The organism is Tsukamurella tyrosinosolvens (genome assembly GCF_900104775.1).
Lineage (GTDB): Bacteria > Actinomycetota > Actinomycetes > Mycobacteriales > Mycobacteriaceae > Tsukamurella > Tsukamurella tyrosinosolvens.
Genome location: NZ_FNSA01000001.1, coordinates 169,899 through 187,258 on the forward strand (window position 1 = coordinate 169,899; position 17,360 = coordinate 187,258).

At 66.6% G+C, this 17,360-nt stretch carries 17 protein-coding genes; 6 read left to right on the forward strand and 11 right to left on the reverse strand.

From position 1 onward, the window contains the following. Positions 1–317 precede the first annotated feature (317 nt). From BLW32_RS00875 to BLW32_RS00885, 3 genes are read right to left on the reverse strand one after another with little or no spacing between them, the layout of a single operon-like run. Positions 318–2,912 (reverse strand): TniQ family protein, encoded by a 2,595-nt coding sequence (locus BLW32_RS00875; protein WP_040765942.1) that lies wholly within the window; start codon positions 2,910–2,912, stop codon positions 318–320. Continuing rightward, on the reverse strand, positions 2,909–4,012 hold the full coding sequence (locus BLW32_RS00880; protein ID WP_019201592.1) for an AAA family ATPase: 1,104 nt from the start codon (positions 4,010–4,012) through the stop codon (positions 2,909–2,911). Before BLW32_RS00880 ends, BLW32_RS00875 begins: the two co-directional genes overlap by 4 nt. Further along, on the reverse strand, positions 4,009–4,707 hold the full coding sequence (locus BLW32_RS00885) for a hypothetical protein (protein WP_068740138.1): 699 nt from the start codon (positions 4,705–4,707) through the stop codon (positions 4,009–4,011). Before BLW32_RS00885 ends, BLW32_RS00880 begins: the two co-directional genes overlap by 4 nt. Positions 4,708–4,903: 196 nt before the next feature. Here BLW32_RS00885 and istA point away from each other — a divergent pair, with 196 nt between their 5' ends. After that, on the forward strand, positions 4,904–6,661 hold the full coding sequence (gene istA / locus BLW32_RS00890) for an IS21 family transposase (protein ID WP_231703188.1): 1,758 nt from the start codon (positions 4,904–4,906) through the stop codon (positions 6,659–6,661). Then, positions 6,658–7,485, forward strand: a complete 828-nt coding sequence (gene istB, locus BLW32_RS00895) for an IS21-like element helper ATPase IstB (RefSeq protein WP_068526535.1) — start codon at positions 6,658–6,660, stop codon at positions 7,483–7,485. Before istA ends, istB begins: the two co-directional genes overlap by 4 nt. Here the strand turns inward: istB and BLW32_RS26890 are convergent. The 4 genes from BLW32_RS26890 to dnaB all read right to left on the reverse strand — a co-directional run bounded on the left by BLW32_RS26890 (position 7,482) and on the right by dnaB (position 11,506). Further along, the gene (locus BLW32_RS26890) at positions 7,482–7,733 is read right to left on the reverse strand and encodes a hypothetical protein (protein ID WP_133298647.1); all 252 of its coding nucleotides are present in this window, start codon (positions 7,731–7,733) and stop codon (positions 7,482–7,484) included. The two genes, istB and BLW32_RS26890, sit on opposite strands and share 4 nt — an antisense overlap. 69 nt (positions 7,734–7,802) lie before the next feature. Continuing rightward, entirely contained in the window at positions 7,803–9,188 is a 1,386-nt protein-coding gene (locus tag BLW32_RS00900) for a TnsB C-terminal domain-containing protein (RefSeq protein WP_074850281.1), read from the reverse strand. A 35-nt stretch (positions 9,189–9,223) separates the two neighbouring features. Further along, positions 9,224–9,958: a TnsA-like heteromeric transposase endonuclease subunit gene (locus tag BLW32_RS00905; protein WP_225536084.1), complete on the reverse strand. Its 735-nt coding sequence runs from the start codon at positions 9,956–9,958 to the stop codon at positions 9,224–9,226. Between the two features lie 141 nt (positions 9,959–10,099). Next, positions 10,100–11,506 carry a replicative DNA helicase gene (gene dnaB / locus BLW32_RS00910; RefSeq protein ID WP_068526172.1) on the reverse strand — a complete coding sequence of 469 codons (1,407 nt, stop codon included), beginning with the start codon at positions 11,504–11,506 and terminating at the stop codon, positions 10,100–10,102. 539 nt (positions 11,507–12,045) lie between these two features. Between dnaB and BLW32_RS00920 the strand changes: the two genes are divergently transcribed. Then, on the forward strand, positions 12,046–12,540 hold the full coding sequence (locus BLW32_RS00920; RefSeq protein ID WP_139286004.1) for a hypothetical protein: 495 nt from the start codon (positions 12,046–12,048) through the stop codon (positions 12,538–12,540). A gap of 66 nt (positions 12,541–12,606) precedes the next feature. On the opposite strand, the gene rplI is transcribed toward BLW32_RS00920, so the two are convergent. From rplI to rpsF, 4 genes are all read right to left on the reverse strand, one after another. Next, on the reverse strand, positions 12,607–13,059 hold the full coding sequence (rplI, locus tag BLW32_RS00925) for a 50S ribosomal protein L9 (protein WP_068526175.1): 453 nt from the start codon (positions 13,057–13,059) through the stop codon (positions 12,607–12,609). Between the two features lie 14 nt (positions 13,060–13,073). Next, positions 13,074–13,331: a 30S ribosomal protein S18 gene (rpsR, locus tag BLW32_RS00930; RefSeq protein ID WP_068526176.1), complete on the reverse strand. Its 258-nt coding sequence runs from the start codon at positions 13,329–13,331 to the stop codon at positions 13,074–13,076. A gap of 77 nt (positions 13,332–13,408) precedes the next feature. Continuing rightward, a complete protein-coding gene (locus BLW32_RS00935; protein WP_068526177.1) occupies positions 13,409–13,945 on the reverse strand; it encodes a single-stranded DNA-binding protein in 537 nt (178 codons plus the stop codon). Between the two features lie 27 nt (positions 13,946–13,972). Further along, positions 13,973–14,257: a 30S ribosomal protein S6 gene (rpsF, locus tag BLW32_RS00940; RefSeq protein ID WP_068526178.1), complete on the reverse strand. Its 285-nt coding sequence runs from the start codon at positions 14,255–14,257 to the stop codon at positions 13,973–13,975. 202 nt (positions 14,258–14,459) lie between these two features. Between rpsF and BLW32_RS00945 the strand changes: the two genes are divergently transcribed. The 3 genes from BLW32_RS00945 to BLW32_RS00955 are packed head-to-tail and all read left to right on the forward strand — an operon-like array spanning position 14,460 to position 17,359. After that, positions 14,460–15,314, forward strand: coding sequence for an MlaE family ABC transporter permease (locus tag BLW32_RS00945; RefSeq protein WP_068740243.1), 855 nt, complete (start codon positions 14,460–14,462; stop codon positions 15,312–15,314). A gap of 4 nt (positions 15,315–15,318) precedes the next feature. After that, positions 15,319–16,176, forward strand: coding sequence for an ABC transporter permease (locus BLW32_RS00950; protein WP_068740245.1), 858 nt, complete (start codon positions 15,319–15,321; stop codon positions 16,174–16,176). A gap of 7 nt (positions 16,177–16,183) precedes the next feature. Beyond that, a complete protein-coding gene (locus BLW32_RS00955; RefSeq protein ID WP_082791227.1) occupies positions 16,184–17,359 on the forward strand; it encodes an MlaD family protein in 1,176 nt (391 codons plus the stop codon). Position 17,360: the final 1 nt, after the last annotated feature.

Consider the following 17,360-nt stretch of genomic DNA (forward strand, 5'->3'; position numbering starts at 1 on the left):
CCAGCGTTCCGGTGTTTGGCGAACCCGCGCACACCGTCTACCATCGGAGGCGTCATCCAAAGACATTCGCAACGGTCACGGTATCGAGGGGCGAACCCTCGGAGTGGTGATTCGGTTGTTCAGCTGAGCCCGGTTCGTCGGCAAACGAGCCGGGCTTAGCTGTCTCTATTCTAGAGCCTCACCATGACAGGTTCCGGGACGTGGAATCGCGGTTCGCTCCTGACCCTACCGACGCGACGACGTGCGTGGAGGCTAGGGCATTCCGAACCACGTCTTCACCACCTGAGAGGCCAGGTTCAGGAACTTGGTGCACCGTTTTACCCACCGGGAGACTCGCTAGCAGTTCCGTCCAGCTTTCGAATGGCGTCGATCACCCTCCGTCCGTGGGCGGTCAGGGTCATAGGGCGATTGCGCTCGGCACGGTCGAACAGAGCTCCGCCGGTCTCGCGTTCGAGCCGGAGAAACTGGTTCGTGAGGGTTGCCTGGCTGGTTCCTAACGCGTGTGCAGCCTCGGTCAGCGTGGGGAATCGCGATGCTGCTTTCGCCCGTTCCAGTCGGTCGCGCCCGCCCTGGGCCGCAACAGCTGTGCGCAAGATCGGCGGCACCGTTTTCGCGGCGGCCGCGGCGTCGAGGGCCGCGGTGTGACTGGGTCCGCCGCGGGGTCTCATCGGAATCTCGTGTTTGTTCGCCCACCGAGCCAGGTTCGCCGTGCTCATGCCCAGTTCTCGGGCTATGTCAGGGAGGGCCCTGCTGTTGGTGACATATTGCTGGTAGAGCCAGTCGCGGTCGATGATGATCTTCGCGCGCTCGGTAGCGGGGATCGTCGGGATCTCGTATTCGGTGAGGAGTCGACGGATCACCTGACGACTGACTCCAATACGGTTAGCGATCTGTCGCAAGGTGAGGCGATCGTGATGATAGAGCTGGGTCAAAGCCTCCGGGGGGAGCTGCGTTCGAGCGCTGGCGTACTTCCGGCGGCCGGTATCGACTGGGAGGGGATTGACGATCAGCTCAAGGCGAACCGCCTCGCCAGTGGTGCCGAGGTCGCGGGCGGCGGCGCCGATGGGAAGGTCGCGTTCTCGGATGAGCTTTCGAAGGCGATCACGGTCGATCAGTCCTGGTCGCGGGCCAGGGAGGTCGAGACCAGCGAGGAGCTCAATTGGCGGCTCCCAGGCAATTGGTTCCTCATCGATGCCCGCGGCGTCCAAGAACACCCGTGCGTGGTTGATCAGCTCGTCCCGAAGGCCGGGTGTCAGATCGCGGGGAAACGCGGCGATCTTAGCGAGCAAGTCTGCGGACCCGTCAACCGTGGGGACGCCTGTGAGCTCCTCGCGAAGAAACGCCCGAACAACAGCCGCCCGGGCGGAGCCGCCCTGTGACGGCGTTCCGGTGCGGTGGCAGATCTGCCTCCACTCATCGTCCGGAAGCAAACCGGTGCAATCGAGTGCCCGTCGGCGCTGATAGTCGATCGGTACGCCGCGCTCGACAACGTAATCGGCAACGCGTGTCAGACCCGCGCACACATCGCTCCAGTGTTGATCGGACTCCAGAATCTGTAGGAATCGGGATAGGGCATGGCCAGCCAGGTGACCTCCGACCTGCTGACCAGCGGCCGTCAGATTCAACCGAGTGCCCACCAACTGTAAGGCCGCAGACAATGCCAGGCGCATCATTGTGCGCCTCGCCGCCGGGACCGTGAAGGGCAAACTGATTCCGGCCCAAAATTGCGTCGGCGTGTGACGCGCTAGTAGCTCTGCGCGCCCACTGGTCACCAAGGTGGGAAGGTCGGAGTGAGTGCGGTAGCGAAGTTGGTCGGACGGGTCGAGCATCGGGGATAGCGCGGCGAGCTGGACACCGGTCAGGATTGGTGAGATTCGCGTCCCCCAGCCGATGTTCGTCGGTTGAACACTGAGGCCTGTCTCCCGGGCCGAGGTCACTAACCATCGCAGGCGATCAGCTGCGGCTGCGAGGTCCGAGCAGTGCAGAACGTCGATCGCGGCACTGACGCCAATCGCAGCTGTGACGGCTCTCGCTGGCGCTTCGAGGGCCGGCTTCGTGCGGCTCTGTCGGACTTGTCCGGATCGTGCACCACCTTGTTCATCGACTGCCCGGTACTCAACCGCCAGTTCGGGTCCCACTCGCGCTAAGAGCTCTTCGTCGGTGGCGTAGGACAGTACTCGGCCGCCGATGGCGCGAATGTCGGCAAGCACAGAAGCCGCAGGCTGTGGAAGGCGCGCGTAGACCCCGAACCGCACGACTCCGTCGTCGATGATTCGATCGATGAGGGCCTGTGCCCGAAGAGCGGGGTGCGCACCAGGAAGGTCGAGGACCTCGGCAGCCGTGAGATCGGCGCCGCACCGTCGGGCCTCCCGTCCAATGCCTCCTTCCTGCGCCGGCGATGCACATCGGCCGGGGATCGGGGTGCAGTGGCCCGGGAGCGGGCGGCGGCGTGGAATTCTATGGCAGCGAGGGCATTCGTCGGACAGCAAACAACGATGGTCGGTGCAGGCAAACGCCCAGCCGAGTCGCCATTCGAGCTTCCATCGGCCGCCGTTGCTTCGGAGGCAGTGCGGGCAGAAGCGGGATCCGGTGCGGCGGGTCCATGCCACTTCGCGGCGCAAACTCCGCGACTGCGAGTCGATGCGCACCGCGGTCCCGTCGAACCGGGTGAGGGTCATCATCGAAAATTCGACGTCGCTGCCCGTGGCGGCACACAGGCTGGCTACTTCGGCCTCGCTGAGTGCGATCGTCCAGGGCGGGTACCCAAGACCTGCAGGCGCAGGTATGTCGACTGCGTCGAGAAGGTCTCCCCACGCTGAGTCGGCGCGGAAGGCGATCGCTTCGAGCCAGGAATCGATCGCTTCGCCCGGCACCGGGTCCACCCTGAAGGGAAGCGAACGTGGCACTGTCATCCGGCCCTGCCGATGCGAGTTCTCAGGCAGCCGTTGTCGAATGCCAGGCGCAGTTCTTCGCGAGCCTTCTCCGATGCCTCGTCGATCTTGACCCGATCGAGCAGTTCCTCGTCGAGGCGCTCATACCCAGTCCGGACCGCGCGCTGACATCCCCGGTTGATCAGGGTCATCAGTGAGCCGATCTGGCCGGTACACCGGGCATACAGGTAGTCAGAGAGATCGTCGGCGATCATGCCCGGATACTTTTCGGCCAGAACCACCCGCTGCTCGATCGCCTTGAGCGTCTGACGCCATGCCCGGCGCCCAGCATCATTGGTGACACCGAAAGGATCCATTGTCAGCCGCGTTGTACGCCGGCCGGTCTGCGCGAGAAGAGCATCTCGGTCACTACTGCCCTCGGAGAACAGTCCCCGCGCCTCCAAACCGACGCCAGCGAAGATCACCGTCAACGGGAACTCGTTGGCGATGTACTTGAAGTGGTTGCTGACCTCGACACCGGAGGTGGACTGCAGCCGCAGGAAGTGCAGATCATCGACGATGAGGATCTTCGTTTCGCATGCCAGCACGCAGTCCAGGGCTCGGTGGGCGAAGTCGGCGGCGTTGCCGCGGCGGCCGCCTGGGTGGGCGTAGAACGCGAGCATCGCCCGGTTGAACTCGCGTAGGCCAGTGTTGCCGGTCAGTCCCACCCGGCACACCGGCCACCGTTCATGACCTTCCTCGGTCGTAGTGCCGTTCTCGGCTACTTCGCGGCGGTGGAACGCGCGGGCGAAGCTCAATACCGCGGTGGTCTTCCCTAGTCCGGGTACTGCGTCGATCGCAACGGCGCCTTTCGGTTTGTCTCCGTCCTGGGCGTTGGAGTCGATGACATCCCAGAGGTTTTCGTGCACCTCGACCAGCTGTCTGGTCTTGAGGGGCCCGAGGTTCGCGTGCCACTCGCGGCGCTCACGGTCGTAGTCGGTGCGCTCCTTGTCGGTCAGTCTGTCGAGTTCATCGCGGTTCAACGCCTCCGGTGGAACACGTGCGGGGGTGTTGACGAACTTCTGCCACCCTTCCTTTCGGGCGAGGGTCAGATTGTCGAGTGTCGCGGCGGTTTCGGTCATACGTCCTCCAGCGCGTCGGAGTAGAAGTCATCGATGTTTTCCTGGTCGAATCGATCGTCGTCACCTTCCTCGCCGGCGTAGTCGAGACCGCGATCAATCGCGGTGTCCTCTGCTTGCACATCGCTTTCGTCCTGGTCGGGAGCGAGCACGCGGGCGACCGACGGCAGTCGATCCACACGCGCTTCGCCCTGCGGTCGCTGCGACAGTTCGGTCTCGCGTGACATTCTCAATGCAATGCGCCGTTCCACTCGGGTCGAGCCCAGGCCGATGTTCCACCGCTCCAACAAGTCAGCTACCGCAAGGCGGTCGTTGGGGAATCGGTACTTCGATGCTGCTAGCTTCCTTGCGTAGAGCAGTGCATCCTCGCTGAACGGCATATCGATCGACGGTGCGTGCTCCCACACCAATGTGTGCCAGGTCCGCTCATCTGGGCGCCGGAAGTACACCTTGGTGATGTCGTCGGGATCGCAGTGGATCGGCCATCGTCCCTTGGCCTCGCCGGTGAACCGGCTCGCGAGGTTACGGTAGCCGTTGAGCCCGTCTCCGTTGTAGCGGCGGCCTCCGATCTCGACACCGTAGTGAAGAATTTTCCGCCATACCGGCTTGAGGAACTCGAATGCCAGGTCCGGATCGCGAGGCGCCTCAATGTATCCGGCGCGAGAAACACCGTGCTCGAACATCGCGGCGGGCGACATACGTAAGCCCGGAACTCGCGGGTCGAGCAGGCTCGAATGCTGGCGGTTGGCTATGACAGCTTGAAGAGGCCCCGGCTCGACGGCTAGACCTGGCCCCGTTTGCGACTCGCCGGTGGTGTTGCGACGGTTTGATCTGGCCCCACCTGATGGTTGCTCGTGAACATCGTTTCCGAGCCGAAGCAGGTGGTGGCCAATGATGGGATCGAAGGTGGAGCTGTTCGCGCAGATCCGGCGGGACGCCCGGGTCGAGGGCATGAGTATCCGGGCGTTGGCTCGCAAGCATGGCGTGCACCGGAGGACGGTGCGGCAGGCGTTGTCATCGGCGGAGCCGCCGCCGCGGAAGACGCCGGAGCGGTCGTCGCCGCGGTTGGACCGGTTCAAGGCGGCGATTGATGAGATGTTGCGGTCGGATCTGGATGCTCCGCGTAAGCAGCGGCACACCGCGACGCGGATCCGGGAACGCCTGGCGATCGAGCACGATGCGGTCGAGTTGTCGTATTCGACGGTGCGGGACTACGTGCGGGTCCGGCGGGCGCAGATCGAGGTGGAGGCCGGCCGCCGGACGGAGGTGTTCATCGCCCAGGACCACGCCCCGGGCGCGGAGGCGGAGGTCGACTTCGGCGAGGTCTGGGTGATCCTGGGCGGGGTGAAGACCAAGTGCCACATGTTCGTCTACCGGCTCTCGCACTCGGGCAAGGCCATTCACCGGGTCTATCCGACCGGCGGGCAGGAAGCGTTCCTCGAAGGGCACGTCGAGGCGTTCCGCGAGCTCGGCGGGGTCCCGACCCGGCATATCCGCTACGACAATCTCACCTCGGCGGTGGTCGCGGTCCTGCAGGGCGGAGACCGGCGGCGACAGGAGAACCCGCGGTGGACGTTGTTTCACTCGCACTACGGATTCGATCCGTTCTACTGCCAGCCCGGCATCGCCGGGGCGCACGAGAAGGGCGGCGTTGAAGGCGAGGTCGGATGGTTCCGCCGCAACCGGCTGACCCCAATGCCGCAGGTCGAGTCCCTCGATGAGCTCAACGAGCAGATCAAAGCCTGGGAGGACCGCGACGAGGGCCGCCGGATCGACGGACGACTGCGCACCATCGGCCAGGACTACGAGCACGACCGAGCAGCGCTCGCGCCGCTGCCGGTGGAGGATTTCGACCCGGGCCTGATCCTCACACCACGGGTCGATCGGTCGGCGATGATCACCGTTCGGATGGTGAAGTATTCGGTGCCGGCGCACCTGATCGGCCGCCGAGTCCGCGTCTCACTACAAGCCTCCCAGCTGCTGGTCTACGACGGCCGGACCCTGGTCGCGCGGCATCCACGGGTCGCCGGCCGCGGCACCGCGAAGATCGACCTCGACCACTACCTCGAGGTGCTCAAGTTCAAACCCGGTGCCCTGCCGGGATCAACGGCGTTGGCGCAGGCCCGCGCTGCCGGGGTGTTCACCGCCAGCCATGATGCGTTCTGGGCCGCCGCCCGACGAGTCAACGGCGACACCGACGGCACCAGCGAGCTGATCGACGTCCTGCTGCTGCACCGCAGCCTGCCCGCCGCGGCGGTGATCGCCGGCATCGATGCTGCATTGCGGGTCGGGGCGGTGAGCGCCGAGGTCGTCGCCGTTGAGGCTCGCCGCGCCGAAGCCCGCCTGCTCGCGCACGCCTCGGTCGCTGCCGACCAGACAGGTGGGGCCAACGCTGGCCGTCATCTCGATCGCCATGCCGAACGACGCGAGCAACGAGTTGTCAGCCTCACCCAACGACGGCTCGCAGACCCCGCGGCGGTGATCGCCGGCCTGCCACCCGACCGGCGACCGCTGCCCAGCGTTACGGCCTACGACCGCCTGCTCCCGCAGCACCGGCGACGCACTGCCTCCGACGCGCTACCTGCGTCGCTGGACCCACCACCGATTGAGTCGCTGGACCCACCACCGATTGAAAGGCCCACCCGGCTATGACCGCAACCGCCAATAAGAACCAGACGAATGCGCTGGCCCCGTCGTTGCGCCGCCGGGGCGGCCTCACCGAAGAAGCCGCCCTCGCCGCCGTTGACCAGGCCTGCCGGCGCCTACGCCTGCCGACAGTGCGGTCGATGATCGACCAGCACCTCACCGCCGCCGCCAAGCAGCAATTGTCCTACCAGGGGTTCCTCGCCGAACTCCTGCTCGCCGAAGTCGACGACCGGGACCGCCGCTCCACTGTTCGCCGCGTCAAAGCCGCGGGGTTCCCGCGGGAGAAGTGGCTGGCGGACTTCGACTTCGACGCCAACCCCGACATCGAACCCGCCACCATCCACCAGCTCGCCACCGGCGACTGGATCCGCCACGGACTGCCGCTCTGCCTCATCGGCGACTCCGGAACCGGCAAATCCCATCTGCTGATCGGATTGGGAACCGCTGCCGCCGAGCAAGGCTTTAGAGTCCGCTACACCCTCGCCACCAAACTAGTGAACGAGCTGGTCGAGGCCGCTGACGAGAAGCAGCTCGCGAAGACCATCAACCGCTACGGCCGCGTTGACCTGCTCATCATCGACGAGCTCGGCTACATGGAACTCGATCGCCGCGGCGCCGAACTGCTCTTCCAAGTCCTCACCGAACGCGAAGAGAAGAACAGCGTCGCGATCGCTTCCAACCAGTCCTTCTCCGGCTGGACAGACACCTTCACCGACCCACGACTCTGCGCCGCGATCGTCGACCGGCTCACCTACCGCGGCACCATCATCGAAACCGGCACTCACAGCTACCGCCTGGCTCACACCGAAGCAGCAGCTACCGCGGGCTAAGCGCGGCGTTCGTCCTTGACTACCGACAGATGCCGGCGCAAGGCCCGGTTCTGGTGAGTGACATAAACCACGGTCCACCGGGTCGTCAGGTTCGGCAGTGGCTCCCCGTCTTTAATCTTCACCCGGACCGATACCTGATCACCGAGCTGATCATCACGCGCGATCACGAACTCGGCATACGCACGCACCGACTCGCGATCCCAACCAGTCGGCGCAACCACACTGCGCACCCGCGGCCGCCCATCCACACCCCGGACTCTAGCGGCTCAGGGCCCCACTCAGGTGGGGCCGAATGAAACCGCCCTACCGGGGCCAGATCAACTTGACATAGCCAGGCGGTGGTGGTAGACCTGCGCAACCCACTCGCGGATGATGCTTTCGAGCTCGTCGATGTAGAAGAACGCTCCGCCCTCAGGATCCTCGCCGCGCGAGTGGACATCAGGTCCCTTGTACCCCGGCAAGGCCTGGAGGAGATCTTCACGAATAGTACGAAAGAACCGCTCAACTGGCCCTTTGTCGCGGCCGGTTCGGAGCCGAGCTGGCTGCACCGAAATCCCGAAGCGCTGGCACACACTCATCACGTGGTTCGAGAGGTAGACCTTGCCATGGTCCACGACCAGTGTCTCAGGGACAATAGCTGGTCCAGCGGCCGCATCCGCTGGCCGCTCCGCGGTGACATCTACAAGTACCGACCGCGGTACTCCGTGAGCTGGCCACACCGCGTATTCCGGCCAGTCCGCGCCGGCCGGACGTGGGCTGAAAACCTCGTACATCACGGTCGCTACATCAACCGATTTCGTGGAAACCGGGGTCAATCGCAACCCGGTGATGCAGCGGGTGTACCAGTCCATCGCGACGGTCAGTTCGACCTGCACCCATCGCAGCGTCAGAGGATCGAGCCCGAAGACATCGAGCCTGGTTGTGTCCATCAGCATGTACTCGCCAGGCCGAGTTGGACGGAGCTTGCCGTACACGCCTTCTGGCCGCTCAGCGATGTCGCGATTTCGCTTGGCAGACAGTCGAAATGTGGGATAGCGCTGTTCCAGATACTCGAGAACGCGGAAAGCATTTGTCCGAGACGGGATGGCGACGACCCCTTCTCCGAATCGCGCCAAGACCCGTGCCTCCGCGCGTGCCATCACCATCGTGCGGGACGGTTTCGACTCGGTGGCGTGCTCAACCATGACTTCGACAGCTGTGTCTAACCACCGCCGATCGACAGACGGGAAGGGCTCCGCCTCTCTCGTACGTCGCGCGTCTACCAGGCCTGCGGGCCCTTCAGTGCGGAACTTGGACACCCACCGCTCCACAGATCGCAAGCCGACGCCCAGTTCGCGCGCCTTCGCTGCGTAGCGGTCAGTGAGCGGGCGGTCGCCGGAAAACTCCGGCCTGGGCTCCCCCTTGCTCGCAGTCTCCGCGCTGCCAGATCTGTACCCGGTAAGAATCTCGCGTACGTGCCCCGCGCGTTCCGTCACCTTCTGAAGCTCTGCCGCGGACAACTCACCGAAGATGACGCCTGCAGGCTCGGTTGCATCAGTGCTCGAAACGCCAGGGCCGGTCGGGAGGACCCGACCCCGGACCGAAGACAGCAACTCCGCGAGGCCAACTCGCATGTACTGCCCTGCAGCGCTTTTCCCCAGCACATCGACGACGCCCTTAGCCGTGGCGAGCTCCACGATCTCGAACGCCTCGCCGTCGTACATGTACCGTCCGCCAACCTCAACCCGCTCAACGCCACTCACAAGACCCTCGAAATCTGAGTGCGACTAGTGATTGCGGCGTCAATGTCGACGTGCAGCCGACGCCGCCATATCAAGTGCAGCACCGCCGCTCGCACGCTCGCGTCAGGACGATCTGGCATCCGATCGATGAGAGCACCAATCGTCAATCCCACCTGAGCGACCGCCTGAACCGCCTCGCAATGGTCAGGCACGATTGCACTCTCGCGCCGATAGCCAGCGAGGAATCTGACATTCGCGGCCCTCCGCGGCGGCGGCTCGGTGGCGACCTCGTATCGCCACCCCTTGGCCTCGACGACATCCCGAGTCAAGTTCAAAACCCTTGCAACATCATCATTATCAAGCCTTCGAGCAGGCTTTACGTCAACGACGACCGGGCCGGAATCAGTATCGAGTAGGAAGTCCGGAACGTGCCTCCGCAGGACACCATCGACCTCAGTCGCGAGAAGGAAAGGCTGGGCCACGATGCCCCGAACCCGATCGTCGAAGTCTGCGAGCATCAGGTTAGCGAGCTCCAGGCGGGACTCATAGATCACCAGATCGCGGGTAGTGCTCGACCAGTACCACCCCGAGTAGTGTTTCTGCCCTCGATACCAGCGAAATGTGCGCCACGGCGCTGCCTCGCGAAGGTCCTCCATTGCGGCCGACTTCCACTCCACGGTCCGCTCACAGAGGTCCTCACCGCGGCGGAACGATACTTCCACCGCGGTCCCCGCGGAGCTGCCGGGCGACATGGTCTTGACGGTGCCACTTCCGCCCTCAGATGCGGGGACGTGCCCCGGCGTGTCCCAAACAGTTGGCGGATCCGCCAACTGTCCGCCACGTAGCTTGGGATTCCGCCACGGAATCTGGGACCCTACACAACAGAGGGGGCGTCAGCCCTTGGCCATGTCCACGAAGCGGGAGTAGTGCAGCTGGTGCGCGACGGTGACGGTCGCGGTGGGGCCGGCGCGGTGCTTGCCGAGGATGAAGTCGGCCTCGCCCGCGCGGGGGTCGTCACGCTCGTAGGCGTCGGGGCGGTGGACCAGGACGACCATGTCGGCGTCCTGCTCGAGGGAGCCGGACTCGCGGAGGTCGGCGACCTGGGGCTTCTTGTCGGTGCGCTGCTCGGGACCACGGTTGAGCTGCGCGACGGCGATGAGCGGGACCTCGAGCTCCTTCGCGAGCAGCTTGAGCTGCCGGGAGAACTCCGAGACCTCCTGCTGACGCGATTCGACCTTCTTGCCCGAGGTCATCAGCTGCAGGTAGTCGATGACGATGAGCTTGAGGTCGTGCCGCTGCTTGAGCCGGCGGGCCTTCGCGCGGATCTCCATCATGGTGAGGTTGGGCGAATCGTCGACGAACAGCGGCGCCTCGGAGATCTCCGACATGCGGCGCGCGAGGCGGGTCCAGTCGTCGTCGGACATCTTGCCCGAGCGCATGTCGGCGAGCTTGATCCGCGCCTCCGCGGAGAGCAGGCGCATGACCACCTCGGTCTTGCTCATCTCGAGGCTGAACAGGACGCCGGGCATCTGGTGCTCGATGGCGCAGGAGCGCAGCACGTCGAGCGCCATCGTCGACTTACCGGCACCGGGACGCCCGGCGACGATGATCATCTGGCCGGCGTGTAGGCCGTTGGTGAGGGCGTCGAAGTCCGTGAAGCCGGTGGGGACGCCCATGCTGACGCCGCCGCGCGAGGCGATCGCGTCGATCTCGTCCATCGTGGGCTGCAGCAGCTCCTCGAGGATCACGTAGTCCTCGGAGGCCTTGCGCTCGGTGACGTCGTAGACGGCGGCCTGGGCCCGATCCACGACCTCGGCGACATCGGCACCGTCGGACCCCGAGTAGCCGTACTGGACGATGCGGGTCCCGGCCTCGACGAGCCTGCGCAGGATCGCCTTCTCGGCGACGATCTCCGCGTAGTAGCCGGCGTTCGCGGCGGTGGGCACGGTGGAGATCAGCGTGTGCAGGTACGGCGCGCCGCCGACGCGCTTGAGCTCGCCCTTGCGGTCCAGGGTCGCCGAGACGGTGACGGCGTCCGCGGGCTCACCGGCGCCGTAGAGGTCGAGGATCGCGTCGTACACCGACTGGTGCGCGGGCCGGTAGAAGTCGCCGGGGCTGACCACCTCGAGCACGTCCGCGATGGCGTCCTTCGAGAGCATCATGGCGCCCAGCACGGACTGCTCGGCCGCGATGTCCTGCGGGGGCTGCCGTCCGAAGTCCTCGGCGGGCGGACCGTCGGGAGTGGGTTCCGGACGTCCGGCGGGCCTCGGAGTGAACTCCTGCTCGTCCGTGACAGACACCGCGCACCCACCTCTCTCGCGTCCCGGCCGCCGTGCGGCGGCGAGGACTCACCCGTTCTCGATCTGTCTACCGCGCGGGTCCGACAGGTTTTCGAATAGCAAATCCCTGCGGCCGCGCGATGGACGCACGTGAACGCTAGGCGCTCCGCTCGGGACCGCAAAGCGGAGCTGTGGATGGATCTGTGGGAAGCCTGTGGAGGGCGCGCGGTCAGGGTGGGGACGACTGTGTGGACCGATGGGGAAAACCTGTGGAAACTTCGGAGGGCGTTCTCCATCATCCCAGTTGGGACCAGGTAATGAGGGTGGGTACCGTTGTGGATCGAGATTCCTCCGCGTGTCGCACCGACCTGACATTCGGGCGTGTCGTGAGTGAATCGGCCACCGTCGCGCGAGGAAAACCACCCTCAGTTGTTACCCGCCGGTCACCTGCTGAGCCCCCTACCAGCGCGAACGCGTCACTGGACGACGGTGCACCTTCTTCCCGCCCACGTCGCCGCGTATTCTGATCGGTGCATCATCGACTGCGGAAGGACCACCCGATGAACACCTCCACGATCACGGCGCGCTCAGCCGGCGTCGCGGTCGCGCTCGCGGCCGTCGCCACGTGCGCCATCGGTTCCGCGGGGGCGGCCCCGAACCCCGCCCCCAAGCCGAAGCCGGCCTCGGCCACGGCCACCTGCACGAGCGCGAACCCCATGTTCGTCGTCGGCGGCCAGATGCTCACCTGGAAGGTGACCGCCACCGTCGGTGGCAAGGGCCAGATCCTGGTCTCCGCGACCGGCAACGCGGGCGCCCGCGACCTCGTCCTGAGCCAGTTCGCCTCGTCGGCGACGCTGTCGTGGAACAACACCACGTCCGGCAAGTTCGGCAGCGCCAAGCTCAACGGCGTCGGCCCCCTGCCCGTCCTGAACAAGACGCCCATCACCACCGGCAAGGGCGCCGTGACCTTCAACCTGGTCATCAAGGCGGGCGCGGGCAGCGAGTGGATCGGTACCCAGACCAGCACGCCGTGCGTCGGCACGATCACCGTCTGACCGACCCCGGACACGAGAGAACCCCCACCGCCCGAGGGCGATGGGGGTTCTTCCGTTCGTGCCTGCTTACTGCGCGGCGACGGTGAGCGCGAACTTCGCGCGCACGTCGGGGTGCAGCACCACGACCACGGGGAACGAGCCCGTGGACTTGATGTGACCCTGCGGCAGCTCGATGCTGCGCTTGTCGACGGCGGGGCCGCCGGCGGTCTTGAGCGCGGCGGCGACATCGGCCGCGGTGACCGAGCCGAAGAGCTTGCCCGACTCGGCGGTCTTCACGGTCAGCGAGACGGACTCCAGGCCCTCGATGGCCTGCTTCAGCTCGTTGGCGTGATCGAGGCCGCGCACACGCTTGGCCTCCTGGCTGCGGCGGATGCCCTCGACCTGCTTCTCGGCGCCACGGGTGGCGACGATGGCCAGGCCGCGGGGCAGCAGGTAGTTGCGGCCGTAGCCGTCCTTGACCTCGACGGTGTCGCCGGGGGCGCCCAGGTTGTCGACGTCGGCGGTGAGGATGAGCTTCACTTCTTCACCCCTCCTTAGCGGGTCGTCGACGTGAACGGCAGCAGAGCCACCTCACGCGCGTTCTTGACGGCGATCGCGATGTCGCGCTGGTGCTGGACGCAGTTGCCCGTCACGCGACGGCTGCGGATCTTGCCCCGCTCCGACAGGAACCGACGCAGCAGCGTGGTGTCCTTGTAGTCGATCTTGGTGTTCTTCTCCTTGCAGAACGTGCACGCCTTGGCCTTGACGGCCTTCTCGACGCGCACCTTCCGGCCATTGCCCTTACCGGCCATGGTGTTGGTACTCCTTGATGAGGTCTACTTCGGCGCCCGGCGAACCGGGACGCCTTCACAGTGTTCGATCCCGGGGATCAGAACGGCGGATCGTCGTTGCCGCCGCCGAAGCTGCTCCCGGCCGCGGGGGCGCTGCCCCACGGATCGTCTGCGGGCTGGTTCTGGCGCGGAGCCTGCTGGGCCGGCTGCTGGCTGTAACCGCCACCGCCGCCCTGGCCGCCGCCACCGAAACCGCCGCCGCCACCGCCGCGCTGCGTGCGCGTCGGCTTCGCCGTCGCGTACCGAAGGGAGGGGCCGATCTCGTCGACCTCGAGTTCCACCACTGTGCGCCGCTGGCCCTCGCGATCGTCGTACGACCGCTGCTTGAGCCGACCGGAGACGATGACGCGCGTGCCCTTGGTGAGCGATTCGGCGACGTTCTCGGCCGCCTCACGCCAGATGTTGCACCGCAGGAACAGCGCCTCGCCGTCCTTCCACTCGTTGGTGTTCCGGTCGAAGGTCCGGGGCGTGGAGGCGACGGTGAAGTTGGCCACCGCCGCACCCGACGGGGTGAAGCGCAGCTCCGGATCCGCCGTCAGATTGCCGATGACCGTGATGACCGTGTCGCCTGCCATGGTGTTCTCCCTCTTGTGTCGGTACGGCTAGTTCTGCCGCAGCACCTTAGTGCGAAGCACCGACTCGTTCAGCTTGAGCTGACGATCCAGCTCGTTGACGGTCGCCGGCTCGGCGGTCAGATCGATCACCGCGTAGATGCCTTCGGCGTTCTTGGAGATCTCGTAAGCAAGACGGCGCTTGCCCCAGATGTCGACGTTCCCGACCGATCCGCCGTCCTTGCGGACCACGTTCAGGAAGGTCTCCAGCGAGGGCGCGACGGTGCGCTCATCCAGGCTCGGATCCAGGATCACCATCAGTTCGTAATTACGCATGGGCTTTTCGCCTCCTCCTATGGACTATGCGGCCGTGGACTCTCCACGGCAGGAGCGTTGCCCGAAAGGCAACCGGACCAGGGTACCCCAACCCCTCGCCACCAGCGAAATCAGTCGACTGACGAGCGGATCTGAAAATTCACCGGAAAACCCCGCCGAGATAGAGAACATTCCCTAACATGTGCCAGGAAGGAGGTGAGCTATGGCATCGCAATCGTCTCAGGAAGCACCCGCGGACCGGCCCGGCGCGGTCGACGTCCTGCGCCGCAACCTCGACGACAACGCGCTCGGCCCCGTCCGCACGCTCGGGCGGACCGTCGAACTCGTCCTCCACTCGCTGGTGTCCATGGTGGCGGACCTCCTCCGGGCCCGCATCCCGGTCCGCGAGATCGTCGTCCAGGCGTGGTTCCTGGTCAGCGTCACCGCCGTCCCCGCCTTCCTGATGGCCATCCCGTTCGGTGTCATCGTCACCATCCAGATCGGCAGCATCGTCAACCAGATCGGGGCCGGCTCCCTGATGGGCGCCGCGAGCGGACTCACCGTGATCCAGCAGGCCGCGCCCATGGCCGCGGGCCTGCTCCTCGGCGGTGCCGGCGCCTCCGCGATCGCGGCCGACCTCGGCTCCCGCACCATTCGCGAGGAGGTCGACGCCATGCGGGTCATGGGCATCGACCCCGTGCGTCGGCTCGTCGTCCCGCGGATCCTCGCCGCCGCCTTCGTCGCGCCGCTGCTGTGCGTCTTCATCACGGTCGTCGGCATCGGCGCCGCGTACTACCTCGCCGTCGCCGGGCAGGACGTCACCCCGGGCAGCTACTGGCTCAGCTTCGGCGCCTACGCCACCACCCGCGACTTCGGATTCTCGCTGGTCAAAGCTGCGATCTTCGGCGTCATGATCGCCGTCCTCGGCTGCCAGCACGGCCTGGAGGCAAAGGGCGGCGCCCGCGGCGTCGCTGACGCGGTGAACACGACGGTGGTGGTCTCCACCGTCGGCATCATCGTGCTCAACTTCGCGCTCACCCAGATCTACACGACCTACTTCCCCATGAGGGTGGGCTGACCGCATGACCATCGCCCCCTACCGCCCCAGAGGGCTCCGCACCGTCGGACGGCTGACGGACTCGTTCCGCGGCACCCTCGCGCGCCTCGGCCAGATGGTGTCGTTCGTCGTCGCGTCGGTCGCGCTGATCCCGCACGCGCTCCGGAACTACCCCAAGCAGACGGTGCGGACCATCACGGACCTCACGTGGGGCCGCGGCGCCGTGATCGTCGGCGGCGGCACGTCCCTCATGATGGTGGTGCTCGGCCTCGCCGTCGGCGGCACCGTCGCGATCCAGGCCTTCGCCTCCCTCGACCTCCTCGGCATGGGCCCGCTGACCGGCGTCATCGCCGCGCTCGCGAACACCCGCGAGTTCGCGCCGATCCTCGCCGCCGCCGGCTTCGCCGTCCAGGCCGGATGCCGGATGACCGCCGAGATCGGCGCCATGCGCATCACCGAGGAGATCGACGCCCTCGAAGCGCTGGGCCTGCGGTCGATCTCCTTCGTCGTGAGCACCCGGATGATCGCCGGCGTCGTCGCGATCGTGCCGATCTTCCTCATCGCGATCATCGTCAGCTTCTTCGCCTCCAGCACCATCGTCACGCTGGCGCAGGGCGACGCGGCCGGCACCTACGAGCACTACTTCCAGCAGTTCCTCTCCCCGGCCGACCTCATCGCGTCCATCGCGAAGGTGGTCGTCTTCATCTGCGCCGTCATCCTCATCCACTGCTACCAGGGCTTCTTCGCCGCGGGTGGGCCCGAGGGCGTGGGCGTCGCGTCCGGCCGCGCCGTTCGCGCGTCGATGGTCGCCATCGTCGTGCTCGACATGCTGATGACGATCGGCATCTGGGGCGCCAGCAGCGAACTGGTCTTCCGGGGGTGAGGCGACGATGACGACGCGCTGGCCCGCGCCCGTGACGGGCATGATGACGCCCGGCCCGGTACTGCTGCGCCGCGGCCTCGCCACGATCCTGGTGGTGCTCCTCGCCGCGGCCGCGTTCTGGGCGGTCCGCGCGATCGTCACCGTCCCGCCGAAGACCCTGACCCTCGTGGTGCGCAGCGTCGCGCCCGGTGTCGCGCCCGGCACCGCCGTCGAGATGGACGGCCTGCGGATCGGCGAGGTCAGCGACATCGTCGACCGCGGCGCCGGCCGACTCGGCGTGGCGATGCGGCTCAACGGCGCCGCCGACGACCTCGTGACCGACGCCGTGCGGGTCGCCTTCGCGCCCGGCAACACCTTCGGCATCACGGTGGTCTCGCTGACCCCCGGCCGGGGCGGCCGGACCCTCGCCGAGGGCTCCTCCTGGGAACCGATCTCGACGCCCGACGACGCGACGATGGCCTCCCTGCTCCGCTCGCTCAGCACCATGGAGCGGGAGAGCTTCCGGCCCCACATGGCGCAGCTCATCGCCCAGATGGACACCACCACCCGCCAGTTCCTGCCCTTCCTCGGCGCCGTCGGCGCCATCGCGGAGGCCAACGCCGACACCCAGCGGATCCCCACCGGCGAGACTCTGCCGACGATCGCGACCACACTCGGCGCCCTCGACACGTCGGTCAAGCGGATGCTCCCCGGGCTCCGCGCGCTGTGGTCCTGGACCGGCCCCGACACTCCGGGCTACCCCGAGCGGCAGAAGGGGACCATCGACGCGTTCGCCTACGACTTCTCGCCCGCGCTCGCCGCCCTGCTGAGCGCGCCCAACGTCGCGGCGCTCACCGAGGTGCTGGTGCCGGTCCGCGAGCTCTCCACCCGGGCGGTCTCGAGCTTCCCCGACGCCGCCCGCAACGGCCGTCAGCTCGAGGAACTCATCGAGCGGATCCGGCGATCCATGCCGGACAACGGATCCGGCCCCGTCCTCAACCTCGACGTCACGTTCCAGCAGTTCCCCGCGATCGCCTCCCTGCTGCCGCCGGTGCCGCAGTTCTCCGTGACTCCACCCGGCAAGCCCGCACCCGGCAAGCCCGGACCGGGGGCGGCCGCGACGTCCACCGCCCCGTCCGCGCCGAAGCCCACGGGCGCACCGTCGACCTCCACCGCCGCGCCGACCACGACGAGGGGCCGCTGAC